The 19032-nt window shown below is 70.3% G+C and carries 21 protein-coding genes; 11 read left to right on the top strand and 10 right to left on the bottom strand.

Annotation, left to right across the window (positions count from 1 at the left end; genetic code table 11):
- Positions 1–30 precede the first annotated feature (30 nt).
- Entirely contained in the window at positions 31–705 is a 675-nt protein-coding gene (locus J8J14_RS08980) for a TIGR02466 family protein (RefSeq protein ID WP_209379169.1), read from the bottom strand.
- A 131-nt stretch (positions 706–836) separates the two neighbouring features.
- Between J8J14_RS08980 and J8J14_RS08975 the strand changes: the two genes are divergently transcribed.
- Entirely contained in the window at positions 837–1304 is a 468-nt protein-coding gene (locus J8J14_RS08975) for a YybH family protein (RefSeq protein WP_209379168.1), read from the top strand.
- A gap of 22 nt (positions 1305–1326) precedes the next feature.
- On the opposite strand, the gene J8J14_RS08970 is transcribed toward J8J14_RS08975, so the two are convergent.
- The 3 genes from J8J14_RS08970 to J8J14_RS08960 all read right to left on the bottom strand — a co-directional run bounded on the left by J8J14_RS08970 (position 1327) and on the right by J8J14_RS08960 (position 4954).
- Complete coding sequence (locus J8J14_RS08970; RefSeq protein ID WP_245215600.1) at positions 1327–2259, bottom strand: alpha/beta hydrolase; 933 nt, start codon at positions 2257–2259, stop codon at positions 1327–1329.
- Positions 2260–2320: 61 nt separating this feature from the next.
- Positions 2321–3730, bottom strand: a complete 1410-nt coding sequence (locus J8J14_RS08965) for a replication-associated recombination protein A (RefSeq protein WP_209379166.1) — start codon at positions 3728–3730, stop codon at positions 2321–2323.
- 57 nt (positions 3731–3787) lie between these two features.
- A complete protein-coding gene (locus J8J14_RS08960; RefSeq protein ID WP_209379165.1) occupies positions 3788–4954 on the bottom strand; it encodes an MFS transporter in 1167 nt (388 codons plus the stop codon).
- Between the two features lie 111 nt (positions 4955–5065).
- Between J8J14_RS08960 and J8J14_RS08955 the strand changes: the two genes are divergently transcribed.
- From J8J14_RS08955 to J8J14_RS08945, 3 genes are all read left to right on the top strand, one after another.
- Positions 5066–6382 carry an HdeD family acid-resistance protein gene (locus J8J14_RS08955; RefSeq protein ID WP_209379164.1) on the top strand — a complete coding sequence of 439 codons (1317 nt, stop codon included), beginning with the start codon at positions 5066–5068 and terminating at the stop codon, positions 6380–6382.
- Positions 6383–6498: 116 nt separating this feature from the next.
- Positions 6499–7479: a Bug family tripartite tricarboxylate transporter substrate binding protein gene (locus J8J14_RS08950; RefSeq protein ID WP_209379163.1), complete on the top strand. Its 981-nt coding sequence runs from the start codon at positions 6499–6501 to the stop codon at positions 7477–7479.
- The gene (locus J8J14_RS08945) at positions 7479–7826 is read left to right on the top strand and encodes an ArsC/Spx/MgsR family protein (protein ID WP_209379162.1); all 348 of its coding nucleotides are present in this window, start codon (positions 7479–7481) and stop codon (positions 7824–7826) included. The genes J8J14_RS08950 and J8J14_RS08945 overlap by 1 nt, the downstream gene beginning before the upstream one ends.
- Here the strand turns inward: J8J14_RS08945 and J8J14_RS08940 are convergent.
- A complete protein-coding gene (locus J8J14_RS08940) occupies positions 7762–8661 on the bottom strand; it encodes a LysR family transcriptional regulator (RefSeq protein WP_209379161.1) in 900 nt (299 codons plus the stop codon). The genes J8J14_RS08945 and J8J14_RS08940 overlap by 65 nt on opposite strands.
- A gap of 95 nt (positions 8662–8756) precedes the next feature.
- Between J8J14_RS08940 and J8J14_RS08935 the strand changes: the two genes are divergently transcribed.
- The gene (locus J8J14_RS08935) at positions 8757–9161 is read left to right on the top strand and encodes a tautomerase family protein (RefSeq protein ID WP_209379160.1); all 405 of its coding nucleotides are present in this window, start codon (positions 8757–8759) and stop codon (positions 9159–9161) included.
- Between the two features lie 100 nt (positions 9162–9261).
- Here the strand turns inward: J8J14_RS08935 and J8J14_RS08930 are convergent, their stop codons facing one another.
- The 4 genes from J8J14_RS08930 to J8J14_RS08915 form a co-directional block, all read right to left on the bottom strand.
- Positions 9262–9678 carry a hypothetical protein gene (locus J8J14_RS08930; RefSeq protein ID WP_209379159.1) on the bottom strand — a complete coding sequence of 139 codons (417 nt, stop codon included), beginning with the start codon at positions 9676–9678 and terminating at the stop codon, positions 9262–9264.
- 28 nt (positions 9679–9706) lie between these two features.
- Positions 9707–10696 (bottom strand): GTP 3',8-cyclase MoaA, encoded by a 990-nt coding sequence (gene moaA, locus J8J14_RS08925; protein WP_209379158.1) that lies wholly within the window; start codon positions 10694–10696, stop codon positions 9707–9709.
- 65 nt (positions 10697–10761) lie between these two features.
- Positions 10762–11517 (bottom strand): sulfite exporter TauE/SafE family protein, encoded by a 756-nt coding sequence (locus tag J8J14_RS08920; RefSeq protein ID WP_245215599.1) that lies wholly within the window; start codon positions 11515–11517, stop codon positions 10762–10764.
- Entirely contained in the window at positions 11514–11696 is a 183-nt protein-coding gene (locus J8J14_RS08915) for a DUF3553 domain-containing protein (RefSeq protein WP_209379157.1), read from the bottom strand. Before J8J14_RS08915 ends, J8J14_RS08920 begins: the two co-directional genes overlap by 4 nt.
- Before the next feature lie 121 nt (positions 11697–11817).
- On the opposite strand from J8J14_RS08915, the gene J8J14_RS08910 reads away from it, so the two are divergent.
- The 6 genes from J8J14_RS08910 (at position 11818) to J8J14_RS08885 (ending at position 18099) form a co-directional block, all read left to right on the top strand.
- Positions 11818–12453 carry a histidine phosphotransferase family protein gene (locus J8J14_RS08910; protein ID WP_209379156.1) on the top strand — a complete coding sequence of 212 codons (636 nt, stop codon included), beginning with the start codon at positions 11818–11820 and terminating at the stop codon, positions 12451–12453.
- A gap of 76 nt (positions 12454–12529) precedes the next feature.
- The gene (locus tag J8J14_RS08905) at positions 12530–15250 is read left to right on the top strand and encodes a hybrid sensor histidine kinase/response regulator (RefSeq protein ID WP_209379155.1); all 2721 of its coding nucleotides are present in this window, start codon (positions 12530–12532) and stop codon (positions 15248–15250) included.
- A gap of 13 nt (positions 15251–15263) precedes the next feature.
- On the top strand, positions 15264–15761 hold the full coding sequence (locus tag J8J14_RS08900; protein ID WP_209379154.1) for a chemotaxis protein CheW: 498 nt from the start codon (positions 15264–15266) through the stop codon (positions 15759–15761).
- A gap of 12 nt (positions 15762–15773) precedes the next feature.
- Positions 15774–16154, top strand: coding sequence for a response regulator (locus J8J14_RS08895; protein WP_209379153.1), 381 nt, complete (start codon positions 15774–15776; stop codon positions 16152–16154).
- Positions 16151–17284, top strand: a complete 1134-nt coding sequence (gene cheB, locus J8J14_RS08890; RefSeq protein ID WP_245215598.1) for a chemotaxis-specific protein-glutamate methyltransferase CheB — start codon at positions 16151–16153, stop codon at positions 17282–17284. Before J8J14_RS08895 ends, cheB begins: the two co-directional genes overlap by 4 nt.
- A complete protein-coding gene (locus tag J8J14_RS08885) occupies positions 17281–18099 on the top strand; it encodes a CheR family methyltransferase (RefSeq protein ID WP_209379152.1) in 819 nt (272 codons plus the stop codon). The genes cheB and J8J14_RS08885 overlap by 4 nt, the downstream gene beginning before the upstream one ends.
- Before the next feature lie 138 nt (positions 18100–18237).
- Here J8J14_RS08885 and ctrA read toward each other — a convergent pair whose 3' ends face one another.
- Positions 18238–18975 carry a response regulator transcription factor CtrA gene (gene ctrA, locus J8J14_RS08880; protein WP_209379151.1) on the bottom strand — a complete coding sequence of 246 codons (738 nt, stop codon included), beginning with the start codon at positions 18973–18975 and terminating at the stop codon, positions 18238–18240.
- Positions 18976–19032: the final 57 nt, after the last annotated feature.

The following is a 19032-nucleotide window of genomic DNA, read 5'->3' as shown; positions in this document are numbered from 1 at the left end:
ATGCACCCCACCCCTCTCCGGCGGGGTGCCTCAGACCGAGAAGTTGAAGGCCACCGAAATGCGCGGCCGGGTTCCGTGATAGCGCCGGACCGCATGCACCAGCCAGGCCGGGAAGATCAGCATCGTCCCCGTTTCCGGCGTGATGTAGTCGGTCAGCCCGGCGCTGAGGCACCCCGGGAGAGCCATGTGGAGCTGCGGGGCGAAGAAGGCCGGCAGGATGCCGCGGGGATCATGGATCTCGAACTCCCCGCCCGGCCCATCCCCTGCATCCACCCAATAGACGCCCGACCAGAAGGCGCCGGGATGGTGGTGGGCGTGGTTGGCGTGGCCATGCGTATTCACATTGGCCCATGCGTTGCAGCGCCAGTCCGGCCTGCCCTCGCGCGCCGCGCCATCGGCGGTGCGCATCCTGGTGAAGCCGTTCACCAGCCCCGTCGCCGCTTCCAGCAGCGCATCGCCCGCCGCGCCGCACCAGGACCAGAAGTCGTCCTCGGACTGCCATCCGCCATCATTGCTCCGCTGCACGCCGCCGGATCGCTCCGCCCGGTCCAGGATGCTGCGGCGGAGCCGCGCATTCAGGCGCGGAGCCTCGTTCACCGGCGCCATCAGCAGCGGCGTGGGGAAGAGATGGCGCAGGCGGAAGGCCTGGGCGCTGAAGGAAAGAGGCTCGACCGGAAACAGGTCGGGCGTGGGTCCTAGGTCCATGGGGCTGCATCCTGCGGCTCGGCGGCCAGGATGCGGGGTGCGGGCTAGGGAAGGGTTAAGCCGCCACGGCCCCGGGGGCTTGCATGGGAACGCCGCGCTTCCACCATGCTGCCTTCCCTGGAGATCTCCCCATGCCCGTGCAGGCCACCGCCCCCACTGACCCCGAGGACCTTGCCCTGGTGCGCGACTGGTTCCGCCAGCTGGCGGAGCATGTGCGCGCCGTGGATTTCGCGCCGGCCCGCGTGCTGTTCGCCGAGGATTTCATCGCCTTCGGCACCTATACCGACCTCGTGCCCGGCCGCGACAACGCCGAGCAGAACCAATGGCGCAAGGTTTGGCCCACCATCGACGGCTTCACCTGGCGGCTGGACAATGTCCGGGCCGTGGTCTCGCCGGACCGGCTGCACGCCACCGGCATGGCGGTGTGGGACTCGACCGGCTACCACCCGGACGGCACGTCCTTCGACCGGCCGGGACGCGCCACCGTCGCCTTCGCGCGGGAGCGGGTGGGCGAGCCCTGGGTGGCGACGCACACGCACATGTCGCTCTTCCGCGGCACGCCCGATGTCTCGCATGGGAAGAAGCCGTCGCGGAGCTGACGGCGCCTCTCCCGCGCGCGGATCAGCCGAGGTGGCGGCGCAGCGCCTCCACCAGCGCCGCCCGCGCCGCCTGGGCCTGGGGCAGGAGCCGGGTCCAGGCGATGAAGCCGTGGGGCACACCCTCGAAGATCTGCATCTCGCGCGGCACGCCCGCCTCGTCCAGCCGGGCGTCGAGCTTCAGCGTGTCGTCCAGCAGCGGGTCGAGCGCGGCGGCGAGCAGCAGCAGGGGCGGCAGGCCGCGGAGGTCGGCGCGCAGCGGCGCCGCGCCGGTATCGTCGCGCGGCGTGGTGCCGAGATATTGCGTCCAGAACCAGTCCAGCCTGGCCGTGGACAGGCCGAAGCGGCCCGTGCCGAGCGCGGCATGGGATGCCGCGTCATGTTCCGCCGAGAGCATGCCGTAGATGATGGCGCCGAAGCTCGGCCCGGCCTCGCCCGCGTCGCGCAGCCGGATCAGCGCGTTCAGGGCGAGGTTGCCGCCGGCCGAATCGCCCGAGACGGCAAGCCGGCCGCCATCCATGCCATGTGCCGCGCCTTCGTCCCGCATCCAGCGCAGCGCGGCGAGAACCTGGTTCACCGCCGCCGGATAGGGGTTCTCGGGCGCCAGCGCGTATTCCAGCCCCACCACGATCATCGCCGCATCGCGCGCGATCTCGCGCTTCCAGCGGTCCAGCGAATCGATGTCGCCGAAGGCGAAGCCGCCGCCATGGATGTGCAGCAGGGCGGGCAGCGGGCCGGGCGCGTCGGGGCGGTAGATCCGCAGGCGCAGCCCATCCGCGATCACCACCTCCTCCACGCCCGCCAGCGGCACCGGTTCGCCGGAGAGGAAGGTCTGGAAGCGGCGCGTCTGCGCACGGGCCTCGGCGATGGGCTGCGTCATCGCATCGCCCTGGACGAAGCCGGCATCACGGACCTCCGCCTGGGCGGCGAGGACGTTCGGGGCGAGTTGGTCGAGCATGCGCCACTCCATCTGGGGCGCGCAGACTGGCCCGGCGCGCAGCGGGCGGCAAAGGGGAGGGTCAGCGGTGCCCGCGGCGCCGCGCCCAGAAATCCAGCCGCTTGCCGATGTCGCGCTCGAAGCCGCGCGGGGTGGGCTGGTAGAATTCGGGGCGGTTCTCGCCCGCCAGCGGGTCGGGGAAGAACTCCTGGCCGGCGAAGGCATCGGGCTCGTCATGGTCGTAGCGGTAGCCGGCGCCATGGCCCAACTCCGCCATCAGCTTCGTATGGGCGTTGGTGATATGCAGGGGCGGGGGCATGCGGGCGGTGCGCTCCGCCACGCGCAGCGCCTCGGTGAAGGCGAGATGCGTGGCGTTGGATTTCGGCGCGGTGGCGACATAGACGATCGCCTGCCCCATGAAGAGATGCGCCTCCGGCCAGCCGATGCGGCGGAAGGCGTCCCAGGCCGTCAGCACCTGCACCAGCGCCTGGGGATCGGCCATGCCGACATCCTCGGAAGCCGCGCAGGCCAGGCGGCGGAAGATGGTCGGCGCCGTTTCCTCGCCCATCACCATCATCCGCGCCGCGTAATAGAGCGCGGCCTGCACATCCGATCCGCGCAGCGACTTGTGGAAGGCCGAGAGCAGCTGGTTCAGCTCGCTGCCCCGGTCACCGAGGATGCTGGGCGAGATCTGGCTGTCATGCTCGGCCCGCTCCGCCTCGAAGCGCGCGGGACGGCGGGAGAGAAGCGCGGGAAGCGCCTCCGGCGCCAGCGGCGCCGTGCCCCCGGGCAGGGCCAGGAGCTGCTCGGCCATGTTCAGCAGGTTGCGGCCATCGCCATCCGCCAGGGCGCGAAGGGCCGTGCGTGCCTCGGGCTGGAGCGGCAAGGCGTGGCCCGTTTCGGCCTCGGCCCGGCTGAGCAGCAATTCCAGCGCCGCATCCTCCAGGCGGCGGAGGGTGAGCACGCGGCAGCGTGAGAGAAGCGCGTTGTTCAGGGCGAAATTCGGATTCTCCGTGGTGGCGCCCACCAGCACCACCGTCCCATCCTCCACCACCGGCAGGAAGCCATCTTGCTGGGCGCGGTTGAAGCGATGGATCTCGTCCACGAAAAGCAGCGTGGCCTGCCCGTTGCTGCGGCGCGCGCGGGCCTCGTCAAAGGCCCGCTTCAGGTCGGCCACTCCGCTGAACACGGCCGAAAGGGCGGCGAAGCGCAGCCCGGCCTCCTCGGCGAGAAGACGCGCAATGGTGGTCTTGCCCACCCCCGGTGGGCCCCAGAGGATCAGCGATGCCAGCGCGCCGCGGTCGAGCATGCGGCGCAGCGCGCCCTCCGGCCCCAGAAGATGCTCCTGGCCCACCACCTCCGAGAGGTTGTTGGGCCGCAGCTGGTCGGCGAGCGGGCGGGCTGTGCCGGGCGCCGCCCCGCCGGCCGGTGTTTCGGCTGAGGGGGCCTCGCCGAAAAGATCCTGGGCGGCTGCGGGGCGACGGGGCGGCATCGGTGCAGGATAGGCGAAAGCCGCCGCCGCTTCGATGGCCCGGTGCCGCCCTCCTTGTCAGGGCAGGGCGCGGCTCGGCCTGCGGGATGCCGCGAGGGCCACGCCCATGAAGGCGGCGCAGGCCAGGGCGACGAAGACCGGCAGCCCATGGGTGGTGGCCTGCATGGCGGCGCCCGCCAGAAGCGGGCCCAGCAGCGCGCCCGCGCCCCACATCAGCCCCATCGCGGCGTAGATCCCCACAAGCTCTCCACCGCTGAAGCGGCTGCCGATGATGGTGAGCATCATCGTGTAGATGCCGACGAAGACGCCGCCCCAGACGAAGAGGAGCGGGTAGATGGCCCAGGGATTCTGCAGCGCCCAGGGCCAGACCAGCGCGCCCAGCGCCGCGATCCCGGCGAGGGCGATGATCAGCGCCTCCCGGTTCACCTTGTCGCCGATCCAGCCGATGGGAAGCTGCAGCGCGATGGCGCCGAACATCATGCAGGACATGAGCTGCGTCGCCTCCGCCTCCCCCCATCCCAGGCCGACGGCATAGATCGCGAGGAAGGAGAGCCCCGCCGTCTCCACCGCCGCGTTCAGCGTGGTGGCGGCGATGGCGACGGGCGCCAGGGCGAGGAAGCGCAGCGGGTTGCCATGGGCGGCATGCTCCATCCCCGGCTCGCGGATGCGGGGCGCGGCGACCAGCGCTGCCGCTGCGGCCGTCAGCCCGGCACCGATGAGATAGGGCAGGGCGCCACCGCTGCCGACCAGGGAGAGAATGAGAGGCCCCAGCGCGAAGCCCACGGAAAGCGCCGCCGTATAGGCCCCCATGGCGCGGCCCCGCGTCGCCTCGGTGCTGAGGCTGTTCAGCCAGGTCTCGGACAGCACGAAAAGGGTTTCCGACGCCGCGCCCAGCAGCAGCCGGAGCGGGAACCAGAGCCAGACCAGCGGCATGGCCGGAAAAAGGGCCAGGACCAGCGCGGCCAGCAGCAATGCCCCCAGCACCATGCGCCGCATGCCCACGCGCGGCACGATCCGGGGCAGGAGGAAAGCCATGCCGAGCACGCCGGCCGCATGCATGGCGGCGTTCGCGCCGATCATGCCCTCCCCATATCCCAGCTCCGCCAGATCCAGCGCGATCAGCGCGGCGCTGAGGCTGTAGGTGAGGCCGAAGATCATGGCCGTGGCGATCACCGCCCCCTGGGAGAGGAAATCGGGGCCGGCAGGCCGGGTATGGGGCGTCATGGCCTGCAAGTCTCGGATTTGTCCCGCGGAATCATTCCAACTTTGCACGCGCCGGTTGAATCTGCCAGAGAGTTGTTCCCGCATGCGTGATCCAGGGACCGAAGCACGACGATGATCCGGCTGCTCATGCTTCTTCTGGGATCCGAACTGATCCAGCGGCGCTGGGCCGCGCTGGCCGTGCTCGGAATCGCCTGGGCGCTGGTCGGCGCCACGATCTTCGTGGATGCGCTGGATGGAGACACGGTGATCCAGCCGCATTACTTCGGCTATCTCCTCCTGCTGGAGGGGGCGGTGGCCCTTGCCGCCGCCTTCGCCGCGGTCACGCGGCGCGGCTACCGCTTCGCCCGCGCCACGGTGCTGATCCTGCCCGCGGTGGCGATCATCCTGCAGCCGCCGCATGGCAACCTGATCATCGCCATCCTGCTCGGCTTCGTCCTGCTGGTGGATGGCGGGTTCCGGATCGCCAGCGCGCATGTGGTGCGGTTCCAGGGCTGGCGCCTGTCCCTGGCCGCCGGGGTGGTCGAACTGCTCTTCGCCATTGCCACCCTCCAGCCCTGGCCCACGGGCTATGAGGGCACGATCGGCGCGAATGTGGGTGCGCTGCTGATGGCCGGAGGGCTGGCGACCCTGCGGCTCGCGCTCCGCCTGCGCCGCCTGCCGGCGGGCACCCCGATCTCGGTCCTGCTCGGTGCTGCGCTGCCTGCCGCCGCCTGGGCCCGGCAGGTGGCGGATGCCGATGCCTCGCGCGGCGACCTAGTGGTGCATGTCTGGACGCCCGCCGGCTCCGCCGGCACCGTGGCCCGCCGGCCCCTGCTGGACCGCTACGTGGCGGCCGTGGACCGGAACGGGGTGATTTCCACCGGCCATGCCGCGCTGGAGCTGAAGCCCGACCTCTACATCAGCCACTATCCCGCCGTGGAGATCGACCGCTCGCCCGATGATTTCGGCCGGGCGCTGCGCGCCACGCAGGAGAACGACGTCCCCGGCCGCTTCCAGCCGAGCTACCGGGAGGAGGCGGATGGCTGGTGCGAGGCAACGGAGCATGTGCGCTTCAGCCAGTTCGACGCCGAGCGGCTGCGCGCCTTCTGGCACGCATACAGCCAGGACCGGACCTACAACCTGACCAACCGGAACTGCTCCAGCGTGGTCGCACATGCATTGGACGCGGCGCTGGAAGGGGCGCTCAGCCGGAGCGGGCGGCCCTGGAAGGCGGGGTTCCAGGCCATGCTGAATCCCGATCTCTGGGCGGCCGGGGTGCTGCGGCGCCGGGCCGAATCCATGGCATGGACGCCCGGGCTGGTGCTGGACTACGCGCGGCTGCTGCAGGTGGTGGTGGAGCCGGAGCCGGAGGCACCCCTGCTGGCTTGGCTGCGCCGGCGCCGGCCTGCGCCCGTGGCCCGGATCGCGGCGGGGGAGAGGGAGGTCTGACGCGGCACGCGCAGCATGGCGGCGGGCGCGGCATCCGGCGCCAGCCACGCCGCGGCCGCGCCATGTGACGACAGCCCGGGGGAAAACCCTTTAGAAGCCTGGGCAGGAGGACACATATGACCAAGATCGCACGCCGCACCCTGGGCGCAGGCCTTCTCGCCCTGCCGGTGATCCTGCCGCGCCGGGCCGCCGCGCAGGCCGGCTTCCCCAACCGCCCGATCCGCTTCATCGCCCCTTACACGCCGGGTGGCGGGGTGGACACGACGGCAAGGCTGATGGCCGGGCCCATGGGGGCGGTGCTGGGGCAGCCGGTCATCGTCGAGAACCGGCCGGGGGCCGGGGGCAGCCTCGGCGCCGGCGAAATCGCGCGCTCGGCGCCGGATGGGCACACCATCATGGTCGATGCGCTCGCCCATGTGGTGAATCCCTTCGTGCTGAAGGGCCTGCCTTTCGATTACGCCAAGGCCTTCGCCTATATCAGCCAGGTCGTGGTGCTGCCCCAGATGCTGGTGGTGGACCCGGCCAAGGTGCCCGCGAAAACCCTTCCCGAGTTCATCGCCTGGGCGAAGACCAAGCCGGACCTCTCCTATGGCTCCTCGGGCAATGCCACGGCCGCGCATCTCGCCGCGGCGCTCTTCCTCCAGCGCGCTGGGCTCGACATCCAGCACGTGCCCTATCGCGGCGGCACGGCGGCGCTTCAGGACCTGATGAGCGGCAGCACGGTCTTCGTCTTCGGCACCGTCTCCTCCTCGCTGCAACTGGTGAAGGACGGGAAGCTGCGGGCCCTTGGGGTGACCACCGCGGAGCGGATCGCGCCCATGCCGGAGCTTCCGACCATCGCCGAGCAGGGCTTCCCGGGCTATGAACTGAACGAGTGGAACGGCCTTTATGCCCCCGCCGGCACGCCGGAGCCGGTGATCGCCAAGCTGTATGAGGCGGCAAAGGCGGCGCTGGCCGACCCCACCGTGAAGCAGCGGCTGGAAGCGCTGGGCGCCATTCCCCTGGGCACGGATCCCGCGAGCTTCGCGAACTACGTGGCCGAGCAGCGGCGCGCCATGGCCGAGATCGTGCGGACGGCGAAGATCGAGGCTGGCTGATGGCGGGCGTCACCATCTGGCACAACCCGGCCTGCGGCACGTCCCGCCGCGTGCTGGAGGCGATCCGCGCCGCCGGGTTCGAGCCGGAGGTGGTGGACTACAAGCGCCAGCCGCCAGGGCGCGCCGCCCTGGCGGCCGCCATCGCCGCCGCGGGGCTGACGCCACGCGAGGCCATGCGGAAGAAGGAAGGCGCTACATGGCTCGCCGATCCCCGCCTGGATGACGGGGCGCTGCTCGATACGATGGCCGGGGACCCGGCCCTGATCGAGCGGCCCTTCGTGTTCACCCCGCAAGGTGTCCGCCTTTGCCGCCCGGCGGAGCGGCTGGCGGAGATCCTCCCGGGCTGAGCGCGGCGCGCATGCCGGCGGCGAGGACACGGATCGCCGCCGCTGCTCCGGCCGAGCCCGCCCGGCCGAGCAGGACGATCTCCGAGCCGGGCAGGGGCGGCAACCCCAGTTCAGGGCCGAGGTCCGGCGCGCCACCCGCGCTGATCCGGCCCATCGGCGCCAGGCCCAGCCCCGCCCCGGCGCCGGCCAGCAGCATGGCACAGCTTCCGCCCCGGTAGGCCTCCCGCCAGGGCCGCCCGGCCGCATCCAAGGCCCGCTCTGCCGCGGCGCGCACGCCGCAGGGCGGGGCCAGCAGCGCAAGGGGCACCGCAGCGCCCGCCGGAAGCGTGAAATCCGGCGCGCCCCGCCAGCCCAGCGGATCCTCCCCCAGCACCTCCCCCTCCGCACCACCGGCTTCGCGGCGGAGGATGACGGCATCCAGCGCGCCTTCCTCGAAACGCTCGCGCAGCGGGATGGAGGCGCCGCTGTGCAGTTCCAGCAGGGCATGCGGTGGCAGGGCGGCACGCAACCGGGCGAGGAGGGCAGGCAGGCCGAGCCCGACGGCATGGTCGCTCAACCCGATCGCCACGCGCATGGCCGGGGCATCCCCCAATCGCAGCGCCTCATCATGGGCGGCGAGCAGCGCGCGGGCCCGGGCCAGGAAGGCGATACCTTCGGCGGTCGGCCGAACGAAGCGGGGGGAACGGTCCAGGAGACGGCGGCCCAGCCGGGCTTCCAGAGCCTTCAGCCGCGCGCTGACGGCCGGCTGGACCGTGCCGGCCGCCTCAGCGGCGCGGGTGAGATTGCCGAACTCCACGGCCAGCACGAAGAGGCGGACGGATTCCAGGTCGAGCATGATCGCGGAAGACTATGATGAAACCAGCCGACGATGGAATTCCACGATGGAGCCGGGCGCGCGACATTATGGCCGGAAAGCAGGAGAAGCCGGCCATGCCGATGATCACCATACGCTACGCGGCGCCTGGGGAGGGGGCCGGCACGCGCGCACAGCTGGCCGCCCTGGCCTCGCGGCTGGCGGCGGAACGGCTAGGGAAAGATCCGGGGGTGACCGCTGTGCTGGTGGAGCCTGCCCGGGCGGAGGACTGGTTCGTGGCCGGGCGAAGCCTCGCCGAACAGGGTCTCGCGGCCTTCTGGCTGGACATCAAGATCACGGCCGGGACGAACACCAAGGACGAGACGGCGGCCTTCGTGCGGGAGGCCTTCGCCGCGTTCGGCGAACTGCTCGGCCCATTGCACGAGGAGAGCTATGTCCTGGTCCATGCCGCCGATGGCCATGCCTATGGCTATGGCGGGCGCACCCAGGAAGGTCGCTGGGCCGCAGCCCATCCGGGCTAGCGCCGCTTCTCTCCGCCCCGGCCCGGCCCGCCCGCTTTCCCGCCGCCTGATCGCGGCCCTGGCGGGAACCCGGTGGCGGAGGCTCCCCAGACGAGTCTTGTCAGCGGCGCGGGCCGCCCAGGCGCGGTTCCATGCGGCGGCCGGCGTCACGCGGGCCGGCTTCGGGCCAGGTGGGCGGCGGGGGAATGGGGGGCGTCATGCGCGGCGCCCGGTCCTCTCGCGGGGCGGGTTCGGGCCGGGCGAGGATGGGCGGGTCGTCGTAGATCTCCTCCGCCGCGGCCGGGCGGCGACGCAGGGCGGCGGGTTCCGGAAGGCGCAGCGCGAGGCTGCGGATTTCCTGCTGCACGTCGTCCAGCTGCGCCTCGATGGCGTCCAGGCGCGACTTCAGGCCGAAGACACTGAAGGGCATCATCAGGAAGGCGGCGAGGAAGAGTAGGCCGAGGAGGAGCACCACCAGCCCACTCCATTCCGGCAGGCCAGGAATGGCGAGCCTGGTGACGAGTTCCGAATCCAGCACGCCGCGCCGCCCCTTGCTTCCTGGCTGTTCAACCGCCCGTCACGCTCATGTGCCGGCCGACCGAGGGAGCATGGTTCCGCCCGATGACGAAATCATGGCCCTTCGGCTTGCGCGCAATGGCGGAGAGGATGGCATCCCGCAAGCCCGTATCATCCACGGAGGGGTCGCGCAGCGGGGCCCGGAGATCGGCCGCGTCCTCCTGGCCCAGGCACATATAGAGGGTGCCGGTGCAGGTCAGCCGCACGCGGTTGCAGGATTCACAGAAGTTGTGGGTCATCGGCGTGATGAAGCCGATGCGGCGCCCGGTCTCCTGGATCGTCTCGTAGCGGGCCGGGCCGCCCGTGCTGTGTGCGCTGGGCAGCAGGGTCCAGCGCTCCGCCAGGCGGCGGCGGATGGTCGAAAGGGGAAGATACTGGTCCGTGCGGTCCCCGGTAATGTCACCCATGGGCATGGTCTCGATCAGCGTCAGGTCGAATCCATGCTCGCCGCACCAGGCGATCATCCGGTCGTACTCGTGCTCGTTCACGCCCTTCAGCGCGACGGCATTGATCTTCACCTGCAGCCCCGCGGCCTTGGCGGCGAAGACGCCATCCAGGGTCTGCTCCAGCTTTCCCCAGCGGGTGACGGCCGCGAAGGTCTCCGGGTCCAGCGTGTCCAGGGAGACATTGATGCGGCGGACCCCGGCCTTGAACAGGTCATCCGCCATCTTGGTCAGCTGCGTGCCATTGGTGGTGACGGTCAGTTCCTTGAGCCCGCCAGCGCCGATCCGGCTGCCAAGCCCCTGGAAAAGCTGCATCACCCCGCGCCGCACCAGCGGCTCGCCGCCCGTCAGCCGGATCTTATCCACGCCGAGATCGATGAAGGCGCCGCAGAGCCGCTCCAGCTCCTCAAGGGTGAGGAGTTCCTTCTTCGGCAGGAAGGTCATGTCCTCGGCCATGCAATAGACGCAGCGAAGATCGCAGCGATCCGTCACCGAGACGCGGAGATAGGAGATCCGCCGGCCGAACGGATCAAGCATGGTCAGGGGCACTCCCGAGGATTGGTCATGATTTGGGCGGCCCACCCCGCTTTACGCAAGGGCCCCTAGCCCAGCAGGGCGATGCCGCCGGCGGCGATGAGGGCACCGAAGGCGAAGCGCCGGTACCAGGCGACCGGGATGACATGGAACAGCCGCGATCCCGTCCGGACGCAGAGCAGCAACGGCGGGATGAGGGCGACGGAACGGATCAGCGCCGGGGCATCAATCAGCCCGGCGAGCAGGGGCGGGAAGATGGAGGCCACCCCGATCACCCCGAAGAAGAGGATGAAGTTCGCCCGGTGCCGCCGCGCCTCCTCGGGCCCCGAGAGGAAGTAGAAGATCACGGGCGGCCCGGACATGCCCGTGGAGCCCTTCAGCAACCCGCTGATGGCGCCCACCACCAGATTGAGCCCCAGTGGCCGCTCCCCACGATAGCGCCATGGGGACAGGAGCACGATCCCGAAGACGAGGACGAGAAGGCCGATGGCGCGCCGGAGCAGGACGCCATCCGCGGCGAGCAGCACGAGGGAGCCGATCGGCATGGCGAGGACGGCGGCGAGCCCGATCGGGATCACCATCCGCCGGTCCGCCTCTCCCAGGGCGCGGGGAAGGAGCTGCGCGGAGACAAGCAGTTCCATCAGCAGCACGACGGGCACGCCAGCCTTGGGGCCCCAGAGGGTGGAGAAGACCGGGGCGAGGAGGATGGCGGTGCCGAATCCGGAATACCCGCGCATGAGCCCGGCAATCGCCGTGGCGATGAGGGCGACAAGGAAACCCGTGTTCAGCACCGATTCGGCCAGAATGGCCGGGAAACCACTCAATTCCCGGCTCCGTCCACGATATCCAGGGTTGTATTGCTCGTGTTGATCAGCAACTTTCCCGCGTGCTCGAAGTTCACGGTTACGCGATCGCCGACCACGGATTGAACCTGCCCGGATCCCCAATCCGGCCGGCCGGGATGGCGAACGAGCTGTCCTGGCTCGAAAATGCTGTCCGGCATGAAACCGGTCGCCCCCTTCTGTCTCGGTGCTGCTCTGGGGCGGCTTCCCCTGGCCGCTTGGCTTTACTAGCCATCAAGGCGGGCGAGCGCACAAGCGGCACCCCCTTTCAGGAGCGGCCCGATGGATGACCTTGCCCTGGCGCAGGACCTGTGCGCGCGCATCTGCCACGACCTCGGCGGGCCGCTTGGGGCGCTGTCCGGGGCGCTGGATCTGGTGGAGGCCGCGCCCGACGAGGCGCTGAGCGTGGCCCGGGACGGTGCGGATGCGATGCGCCGCCGGCTCCGGCTATGGCGCGCGGCTGCCGGGGCCGGCACAGGCCCTCTGGGCCGGGAGGATCTGGCCGGGCTGCTCGACGGGACGCTGGCCAATGGCCGCGTGAGGACCGACCTGTCCGGCCTGCCCGGGACGCCCTTGCCGGAGGCCCTGGCGCAGGCGGTGCTGGTCGCCGCCATGCTGGGCGGCGAGGCGCTGCCGCGCGGGGGCGTGGTGCATCTGGCCGGGGACGAAACCGGCCTCGCGATCTGGCCGGAGGGTCGCAATGCGGCATGGCCCACGGCGCTGACCGCGGTCCTGGCCGGCACCCCGCCCGGTGGCCCGCGCGAGGTGCTCGCGCCGCTGCTGGCGCGGGTCGCGGCGCTGGCGGGAATGGAGATTTCCCTGGCCATGGGCGGTGGGGCGGCGATCCCGCCGCTCACCCTTCTGTCCCGCGCCGCTTCCCGCATTCCCCCTCGCGGCGCGTCAGCCGGCATGGCCTGAGCGCCCCTGCGCGGGCTTTACGGAATCTTCGTGTCCAACCGCGATCCTGCCGCGACAGACCGATCGCGGGGTTCCGATGGACGACTTGATCGCCGATTTCCTCACCGAGACAGGCGAGGGACTGGCCGGGCTGGATGCGGCGCTGCTGCGCCTCGAGAGGCACCCGGACGATCCCCAGACCATCGGTGAGATCTTCCGGCTGATCCACACGATCAAGGGCACCTGCGGCTTCCTCGGCCTCTCGCGGCTGGAGAAGGTGGCCCATGCCGGGGAGAACGTGCTGGGCCGCTACCGTGACGGATCCCTGGCCGTCACCTCCGAGGGCGTGTCGCTCATCCTGCGCGTGGTTGACCGGGTGCGGGAGATCATGGCCGGGCTTGAGGCGGCGGGTAGCGAGCCTGCGGGCGACGATTCCGCCATCATCGCGGAACTCGATACCGTGTTTGCGGGAAGGCCGCCCCGGGAGGACGCCGCCCAGGGCCAGGCCCCTGCCGCCAGCAAGCCGGCGAAGCCGCGCCGGGCAAGTCGCAAAGAGGCCGGCGCAAAGCCGGCCGCCCCTGGCCAAGCGGATTCAGGCCAAGCGGACCACGGCCAAGCGGAGATGCCGCCGCGGGACGCTGGCCCCGGGCCGGTGCCGCCAAAGGCGCGCTCCGCGCCCCGGAAGAGGAGGCAAGCCGCGCTGCAGCCCGCCCCAAATCCCCCCCAGGCACCGATCCAGGCGGAGGCCGCTACGCCGGCAACGCCTACCGCCGCGGCACCGGCGGAAGCCGTGGCTGTGGCCCAGACGCTGCGGGTCAATGTGGATGTGCTGGAAAGCCTGATGACCCTTGTCAGTGAGCTGGTCCTCACGCGCAACCAGCTCCTGCAGCTCTCCCGCGCGCGGGAGGACAGCGCGCTGACCGGCCCGCTGCAGCGCCTCTCCCACATCACCTCGGAGCTGCAGGAAGGCGTGATGAAGACGCGGATGCAGCCGATCGGCAACGCCTGGAAAGGCCTGCCACGGCTGGTGCGCGACCTGTCCCGCGAACTGGGCAAGAAGATCGACCTGGAGATGCGCGGCGCCGACACCGAGCTGGACCGGCAGGTGCTGGAAATGATCCGGGACCCGCTGACGCATATGGTGCGCAACTCGGGCGACCATGGGCTGGAGAGCCCGGCGGAGCGCCGCGAGGCCGGCAAGCCGGAAGCGGGCCGAATCACGCTCGACGCCTATCATGAGGGTGGCCACATCATCATCGAGGTGGGCGATGACGGGCGCGGCCTGCCCGTGGAGAAGATCCGCGCGAAGGCGCTCGCCCAGGGCCTGGCCACGGAGCAGGAGCTCGCCGGGATGGGGGAGCGGGACATCCAGCGCTTCATCTTCCGCGCCGGCTTCTCGACCGCTGCCGCCGTCACCTCGGTGTCCGGGCGCGGCGTGGGCATGGATGTGGTCCGCACCAATGTCGAGAAGATCGGCGGGACCATCGACCTGCGCTCGCGCGAGGGGAAGGGCACGACCTTCCTCATCAAGATCCCGCTGACCCTGGCCATCGTCTCGGCGCTGATCGTGGAGGCAGGGGGCGAGCGTTTCGCCATCCCGCAGATCGGCGTGGTGGAGCTGGTCCGCGCGGGAGACGGCGTGATGCACATCAAGGATGCGCCCGTCCTTCGCCTGCGGGACCGGCTGTTGCCCCTTGTCTCGCTCTCACGGCTGCTGCGCCTTGAGGAGAAGCCTGACGCGGAGAGGGGAGGCTTCGTCGTGGTGACGCAGGTCGGGCAAAACCTGTTCGGCATCATCGTCGATCGCGTCTTCGACACGGAGGAGATCGTGGTGAAGCCCGTGGCGCCGATCCTGCGGCATGTGACCATGTTCAGCGGCAACACCATCCTGGGCGATGGCAGTGTCATCATGATCCTCGATCCGAACGGGATCGCCCGTGCCACGGGGGTGGGCGCCGAGGGCATGCAGGAGGAACGGCGCGGCGCGGCGATCGCGAGTGCGGCCTCCTCCGAGAGGATGTCGCTGCTGCTGTTCCGCGCCGGCACCGGAGGACCACGCGCCGTGCCGCTGGGGCTTGTCGCGCGCCTCGAAGACCTGCCTGCGGAGCGGATCGAGATGTCCCATGGGCAGCCTGTCGTCCAGTACCGCGGCGCGTTGATGCCGCTGGTTCCGATCGGCGATGGCTGGATGCCGCCCGAGCCGGGTGGCCGCCAGGCCGTGCTCGTCTTCAATGATGGCGGCCGGGCGATGGGGCTGGCCGTGGACGAAATTCTCGACGTCGTCGAGGAAGCCCTGAAGATCGAAAGCGGCCAGGAGCGTGCGGGTTATCTCGGCACGGCCGTGATATCCGGCCGTGCGACCGAGGTGATCGATTGCGCCTGGTGGCTGCGGCAGGCCGGCGAGGACTGGTTCGGCCCGCAGCGTGCCGCCGATGCGCCCCGGCCGCGCCTGCTGGTCGTGGAGGACAGCGCCTTCTTCCGGAACATGCTCGTCCCCGCGCTGGGCGCCGCCGGCTTCGATGTGGTGGCGGCCGCGACGGGCGCACAGGCCTTGAAGCTGCGTGACTCCGGCGAGGCTTTCGACGCCATCGTCTCCGACATCGAGATGCCGGAGCTGGACGGGCTGGGGCTTGCACGCGCCGCGCGGGATGGCGGTGCCTGGCAGGACACTCCCTTGCTGGCCCTGACCTCCCACATCGATGAGGCCGCCATCCGGCGAAGCCGCGAGGCCGGGTTCGACCGGCATGTACCGAAGTTCGAGCGCGACGCGCTGCTGGAAGCGCTGCGCGGCTGCCTGACCCCCCATGCGATGCACTGAGCCGGAGCCGATCATGGAAGCCGCCCTTGCCCCCCGCCGTGCCGCCGCGGTGCCGGCCTCGAGCGAAACCGCCATCCTCACCCTGACCGTCGCCGGGCAGCTCTGCGGCGTGCCGGTGCTGGGGGTGCGTGACATCCTCGGGCCGCAGGTGATCACGCCCATTCCGCTGGCGCCGCCCGAGGTGGCGGGCGGTCTCAATCTTCGCGGCCGTATCGTCACCGCCGTGGACCTGCGCCGGCGGCTCAACCTTCCGCCGCGCGAAGCCGGCGCGGGGGCGCCGATGAGCGTGGTGGTCGAGGGGGGTGGCGAACTCTACGCGCTGCTCGCGGACACGGTGGGCGATGTTCTCGCGCTTCCCGAAGCCGGGCTGGCTCCCAATCCGCCGACCCTGGATCCGTTGTGGCAGGGTGTCTGCGCCGGCGTTCACCAGGACCTGCCGGGTGCCAGCGGGGAAGGAACGCAGAGCCTCCTTATCATGCTGGATGTCGAGCGCGTGCTGGACATCGGGTGAGGAGGAGAGGCGATGCTCGACTGCCTTGTCGTGGATGACAGCCGGACCGTCCGCCGGGCCGCACGGCGGATGCTGGAGGCGCGAGGCTTCGCGGTGCGCGAAGCGGAGGATGGGCAGCAGGCGCTGGATGCCTGCCGCGAGTCCCTGCCCAGCCTTGTCCTGCTGGACTGGAACATGCCCGTGATGGACGGGATCACCTTCCTGCGGCACGCCCGGGCGGAGTTCGGCGCGGACGAGCCGCGCGTCATGCTGTGCACGACCGAAAGCGACCTCTCCCGCATTGTGACGGCGCTGGAGAGCGGCGCTCAGGAATACATCATGAAGCCGTTCGACGATGCGATCCTCGCGGGCAAGCTCGAGGTGCTGGGGCTGCTGCCCGACGAGGCGGCATGAGCGGGCCGCATCCCGGGGCGCCGCCGGATGGGCGCCCGGTACGCGTGATGCTCTGCGATGATAGCGCCACGGTCCGGGGCATTCTCTCCCGGCTGCTTGGAGCCGATCCCGCGATCGAAGTGGTCTCACGCGTGGGGGATGGCCGCCAGGCGCTGGATGCCCTTGCCGCCACCCGCCCGGATGTGGTGCTGCTCGATCTCGAAATGCCGGTCATGGATGGGATGACCGCGCTTCCCCTTTTGCTGCGCGCGGAGCCTCGGCCCGTGGTGATCGTGGCGAGTGCGCTGACACAGCGCGGGGCCGCGGCGGCGATGGCCGCGCTACGCGCCGGCGCATCAGACTACATCCCCAAGCCAGGGGCTGCAGGCGGTGGCGCGCTGGATCCCGTGTTCCGCGCGGAATTGCTGGAAAAGGTGAAGGGCTGGGCACGCATGCGGCGCAAGCCTGCCCCCTCTGTCAGCCCGCGTCCCCTGCCTGTGAAGGCCGCGCCCCCGATGGCGGCGCAGCTGCCCAGGCCCACGCAAATGCCCGTGCTGGTCGCTGTCGGTTCATCGACCGGCGGGCCGCAAGCCCTGGCGGGGTTCCTGCGGGCCCTTTCACCCGTGCCTCCGGTGCCGCTGGTCATCGTGCAGCACATGCCGGCGGGCTTCACCACCATGCTGGCGGATCATCTGGACAGGGTTGGCCCGCTGCGCGTGGGGGAGGCCAGGGATGGTGAAGCCTTGCTGCCGGGCCGTGCCTATCTCGCCCCTGGTGATCGTCACCTGCTGGTCGAGCGTAGCGGCTCCGGTCTTCTGGCAAGGTTGCGGGATGATCCGCCGGAGCATTTCTGCCGCCCTGCCGTGGATCCGATGCTGCGCAGCGCCCAGCATGCCTGCGACGGCCGCGTGCTGGCCGTGATCCTGACGGGCATGGGCCAGGATGGGCTTGCCGGATGCCGGGCCCTGGCAGCGAGCGGCGCCACGATCCTGGCGCAGGATGAGGTCTCCTCCGTTGTCTGGGGCATGCCTGGCGCCGTGGCCCGGGCCGGGATCGCACGCGAGCTGCTGCCGCCGGATCGCCTGGGGGCCCGCGTGGCATCCATCATGGCCGAGGCCGGGCCGCTTGAAGCGAGAAGGATGGCATCGTGAGCGGAGTGGCTTTCGACACGATCGCGGCGCTGGTCCGCGCGCGGGCCGGAATCGTGCTGGGCGCGGACAAGGCCTATATGCTGGATACCCGGCTTGGGCCCCTGCTCCGCGAGAAGGGCCTTGCGGATCTGGAAGCCCTGGCCGCCAGGCTGCGGTTGCCTGGCGCCGAGGCCTTGGCGGCAGCCGTGACCGAGGCGCTGACCACGAATGAGTCCTTCTTCTTCCGGGACGGAAAGCCATTCGAGCATCTCAGGCGCGCCCTGCCGCGCCTTGCAGCCGCGCGTGGTCCGGGAGGCAGGCTGCGCGTGCTTTCCGCCGCATGCTCGACGGGGCAGGAAGCCTATTCCATCGCCATGGTGGCGGAGCAGCTCGGCCTGCTTCAACGGCTTGAGGTGATCGGGACGGATCTCAGCCAGGAGGTTGTCCGGCGCGCGAGGGAGGGGATCTACTCCCAGTTCGAAGTGCAGCGTGGCCTGCCGGTGCAGATGCTGGTGAAGCATTTTCGGCAGGAAGCCGGGCAGTGGCGTATCTCGCAAGCTTTGCGCAGCGCGGTACGTTTCGAAGCCGGCAACCTGCTGGCGGATCTGCGCCACCTCGGCAGCTTTGATGTCGTCTTCTGCCGGAACGTGCTCATCTATTTCGATGCGCCGACAAAGACCCGCGTGTTGTCGGCCCTTGCGGATCGGCTGGCCCCGGATGGCGTGCTGTATCTCGGCGGGGCGGAAACGGTGCTGGGGCTGAGTGACCGGTTTATGATCGTCGAGGGAGAGCGTGGCGTTTACGCGCCTGCCCCGAAACTGGCCCTGGCAGGCTGATTCACCCCGGCACTGCTTGAACGGTGCCTTGACGTGGCGCCTTCCAGTTCAGCCCCTCCTGCGGAGCGACGTCTGGGTGGTTCTCTCCCTTGCTGGAGGAGACCACCCGGACGGTTCGGGCGAGGCTCGGTCGCAGGCTCAGGCTGCGGCGCTGGCGGATACGGGTTGGGGCAGGAAGCCGCCGGCTACGCGCAGCGGGCTGGAGGAGGGATCACGCAGCACATAGCCGCGGCCCCACACGGTGCCGATCAGTTCATCACAGCCGGCCTGGGAGAGCTTCTTGCGCAGTTTGCAGATGAAGACATCGATGATCTTCACCTCGGGTTCGTCGATCCCGCCGTAGAGATGGTTCAGGAAGGCCTCCTTCGTCATCACCATCCCCTTGCGGAGCGTGAGGAGCTCAAGGATCGCGTATTCCTTCCCGGTGAGGTGCACCGGCCGGCCGGCCACGCTCGCCTCCCGCGCGCCGAGATCCAGGGTCAGGTTGCCCACAGAAACCGTCGGCTGCGCGAAGCCTTTTGCGCGACGGACGATGGCCTGGATGCGGGCGATCAACTCCTGGCTGTCGAAGGGCTTCACGATGAAATCGTCGGCGCCAAGGCCGAAGCCCTTCACCTTCGCACCCGGGCGGGACAGGCCGGAGAGGATCAGGACGGGCGTCGCGTGGCGCGCGGCGCGAAGCCGCCGCACCACCTCATAGCCTTCCATGTCCGGGAGCATCAGATCGAGGATGACGATGTCGTAGTCATAGAGCCGGGCGAGCTCGAGAGCCTCCTCTCCCGTATCTGCGGCGTCCACGATCATGCCCTGCGCCTTGAGCATCAGGGTGACCCCACGGGCGGTGGTCAGGTCATCTTCCACAAGCAGCACGCGCATCTCATGTTCCCCACTCGTTCCGCAATCATTAGGACAACTTTTGCGCGAGCCGTGAAG

The sequence above is a fragment of the Pararoseomonas baculiformis genome, from assembly GCF_017813395.1.
GTDB classification, from domain to species: domain Bacteria; phylum Pseudomonadota; class Alphaproteobacteria; order Acetobacterales; family Acetobacteraceae; genus Roseomonas; species Roseomonas baculiformis.
The sequence above is the reverse complement of the archived record's forward strand: the minus strand, read 5'-3'. Positions and strand labels throughout refer to the sequence as shown.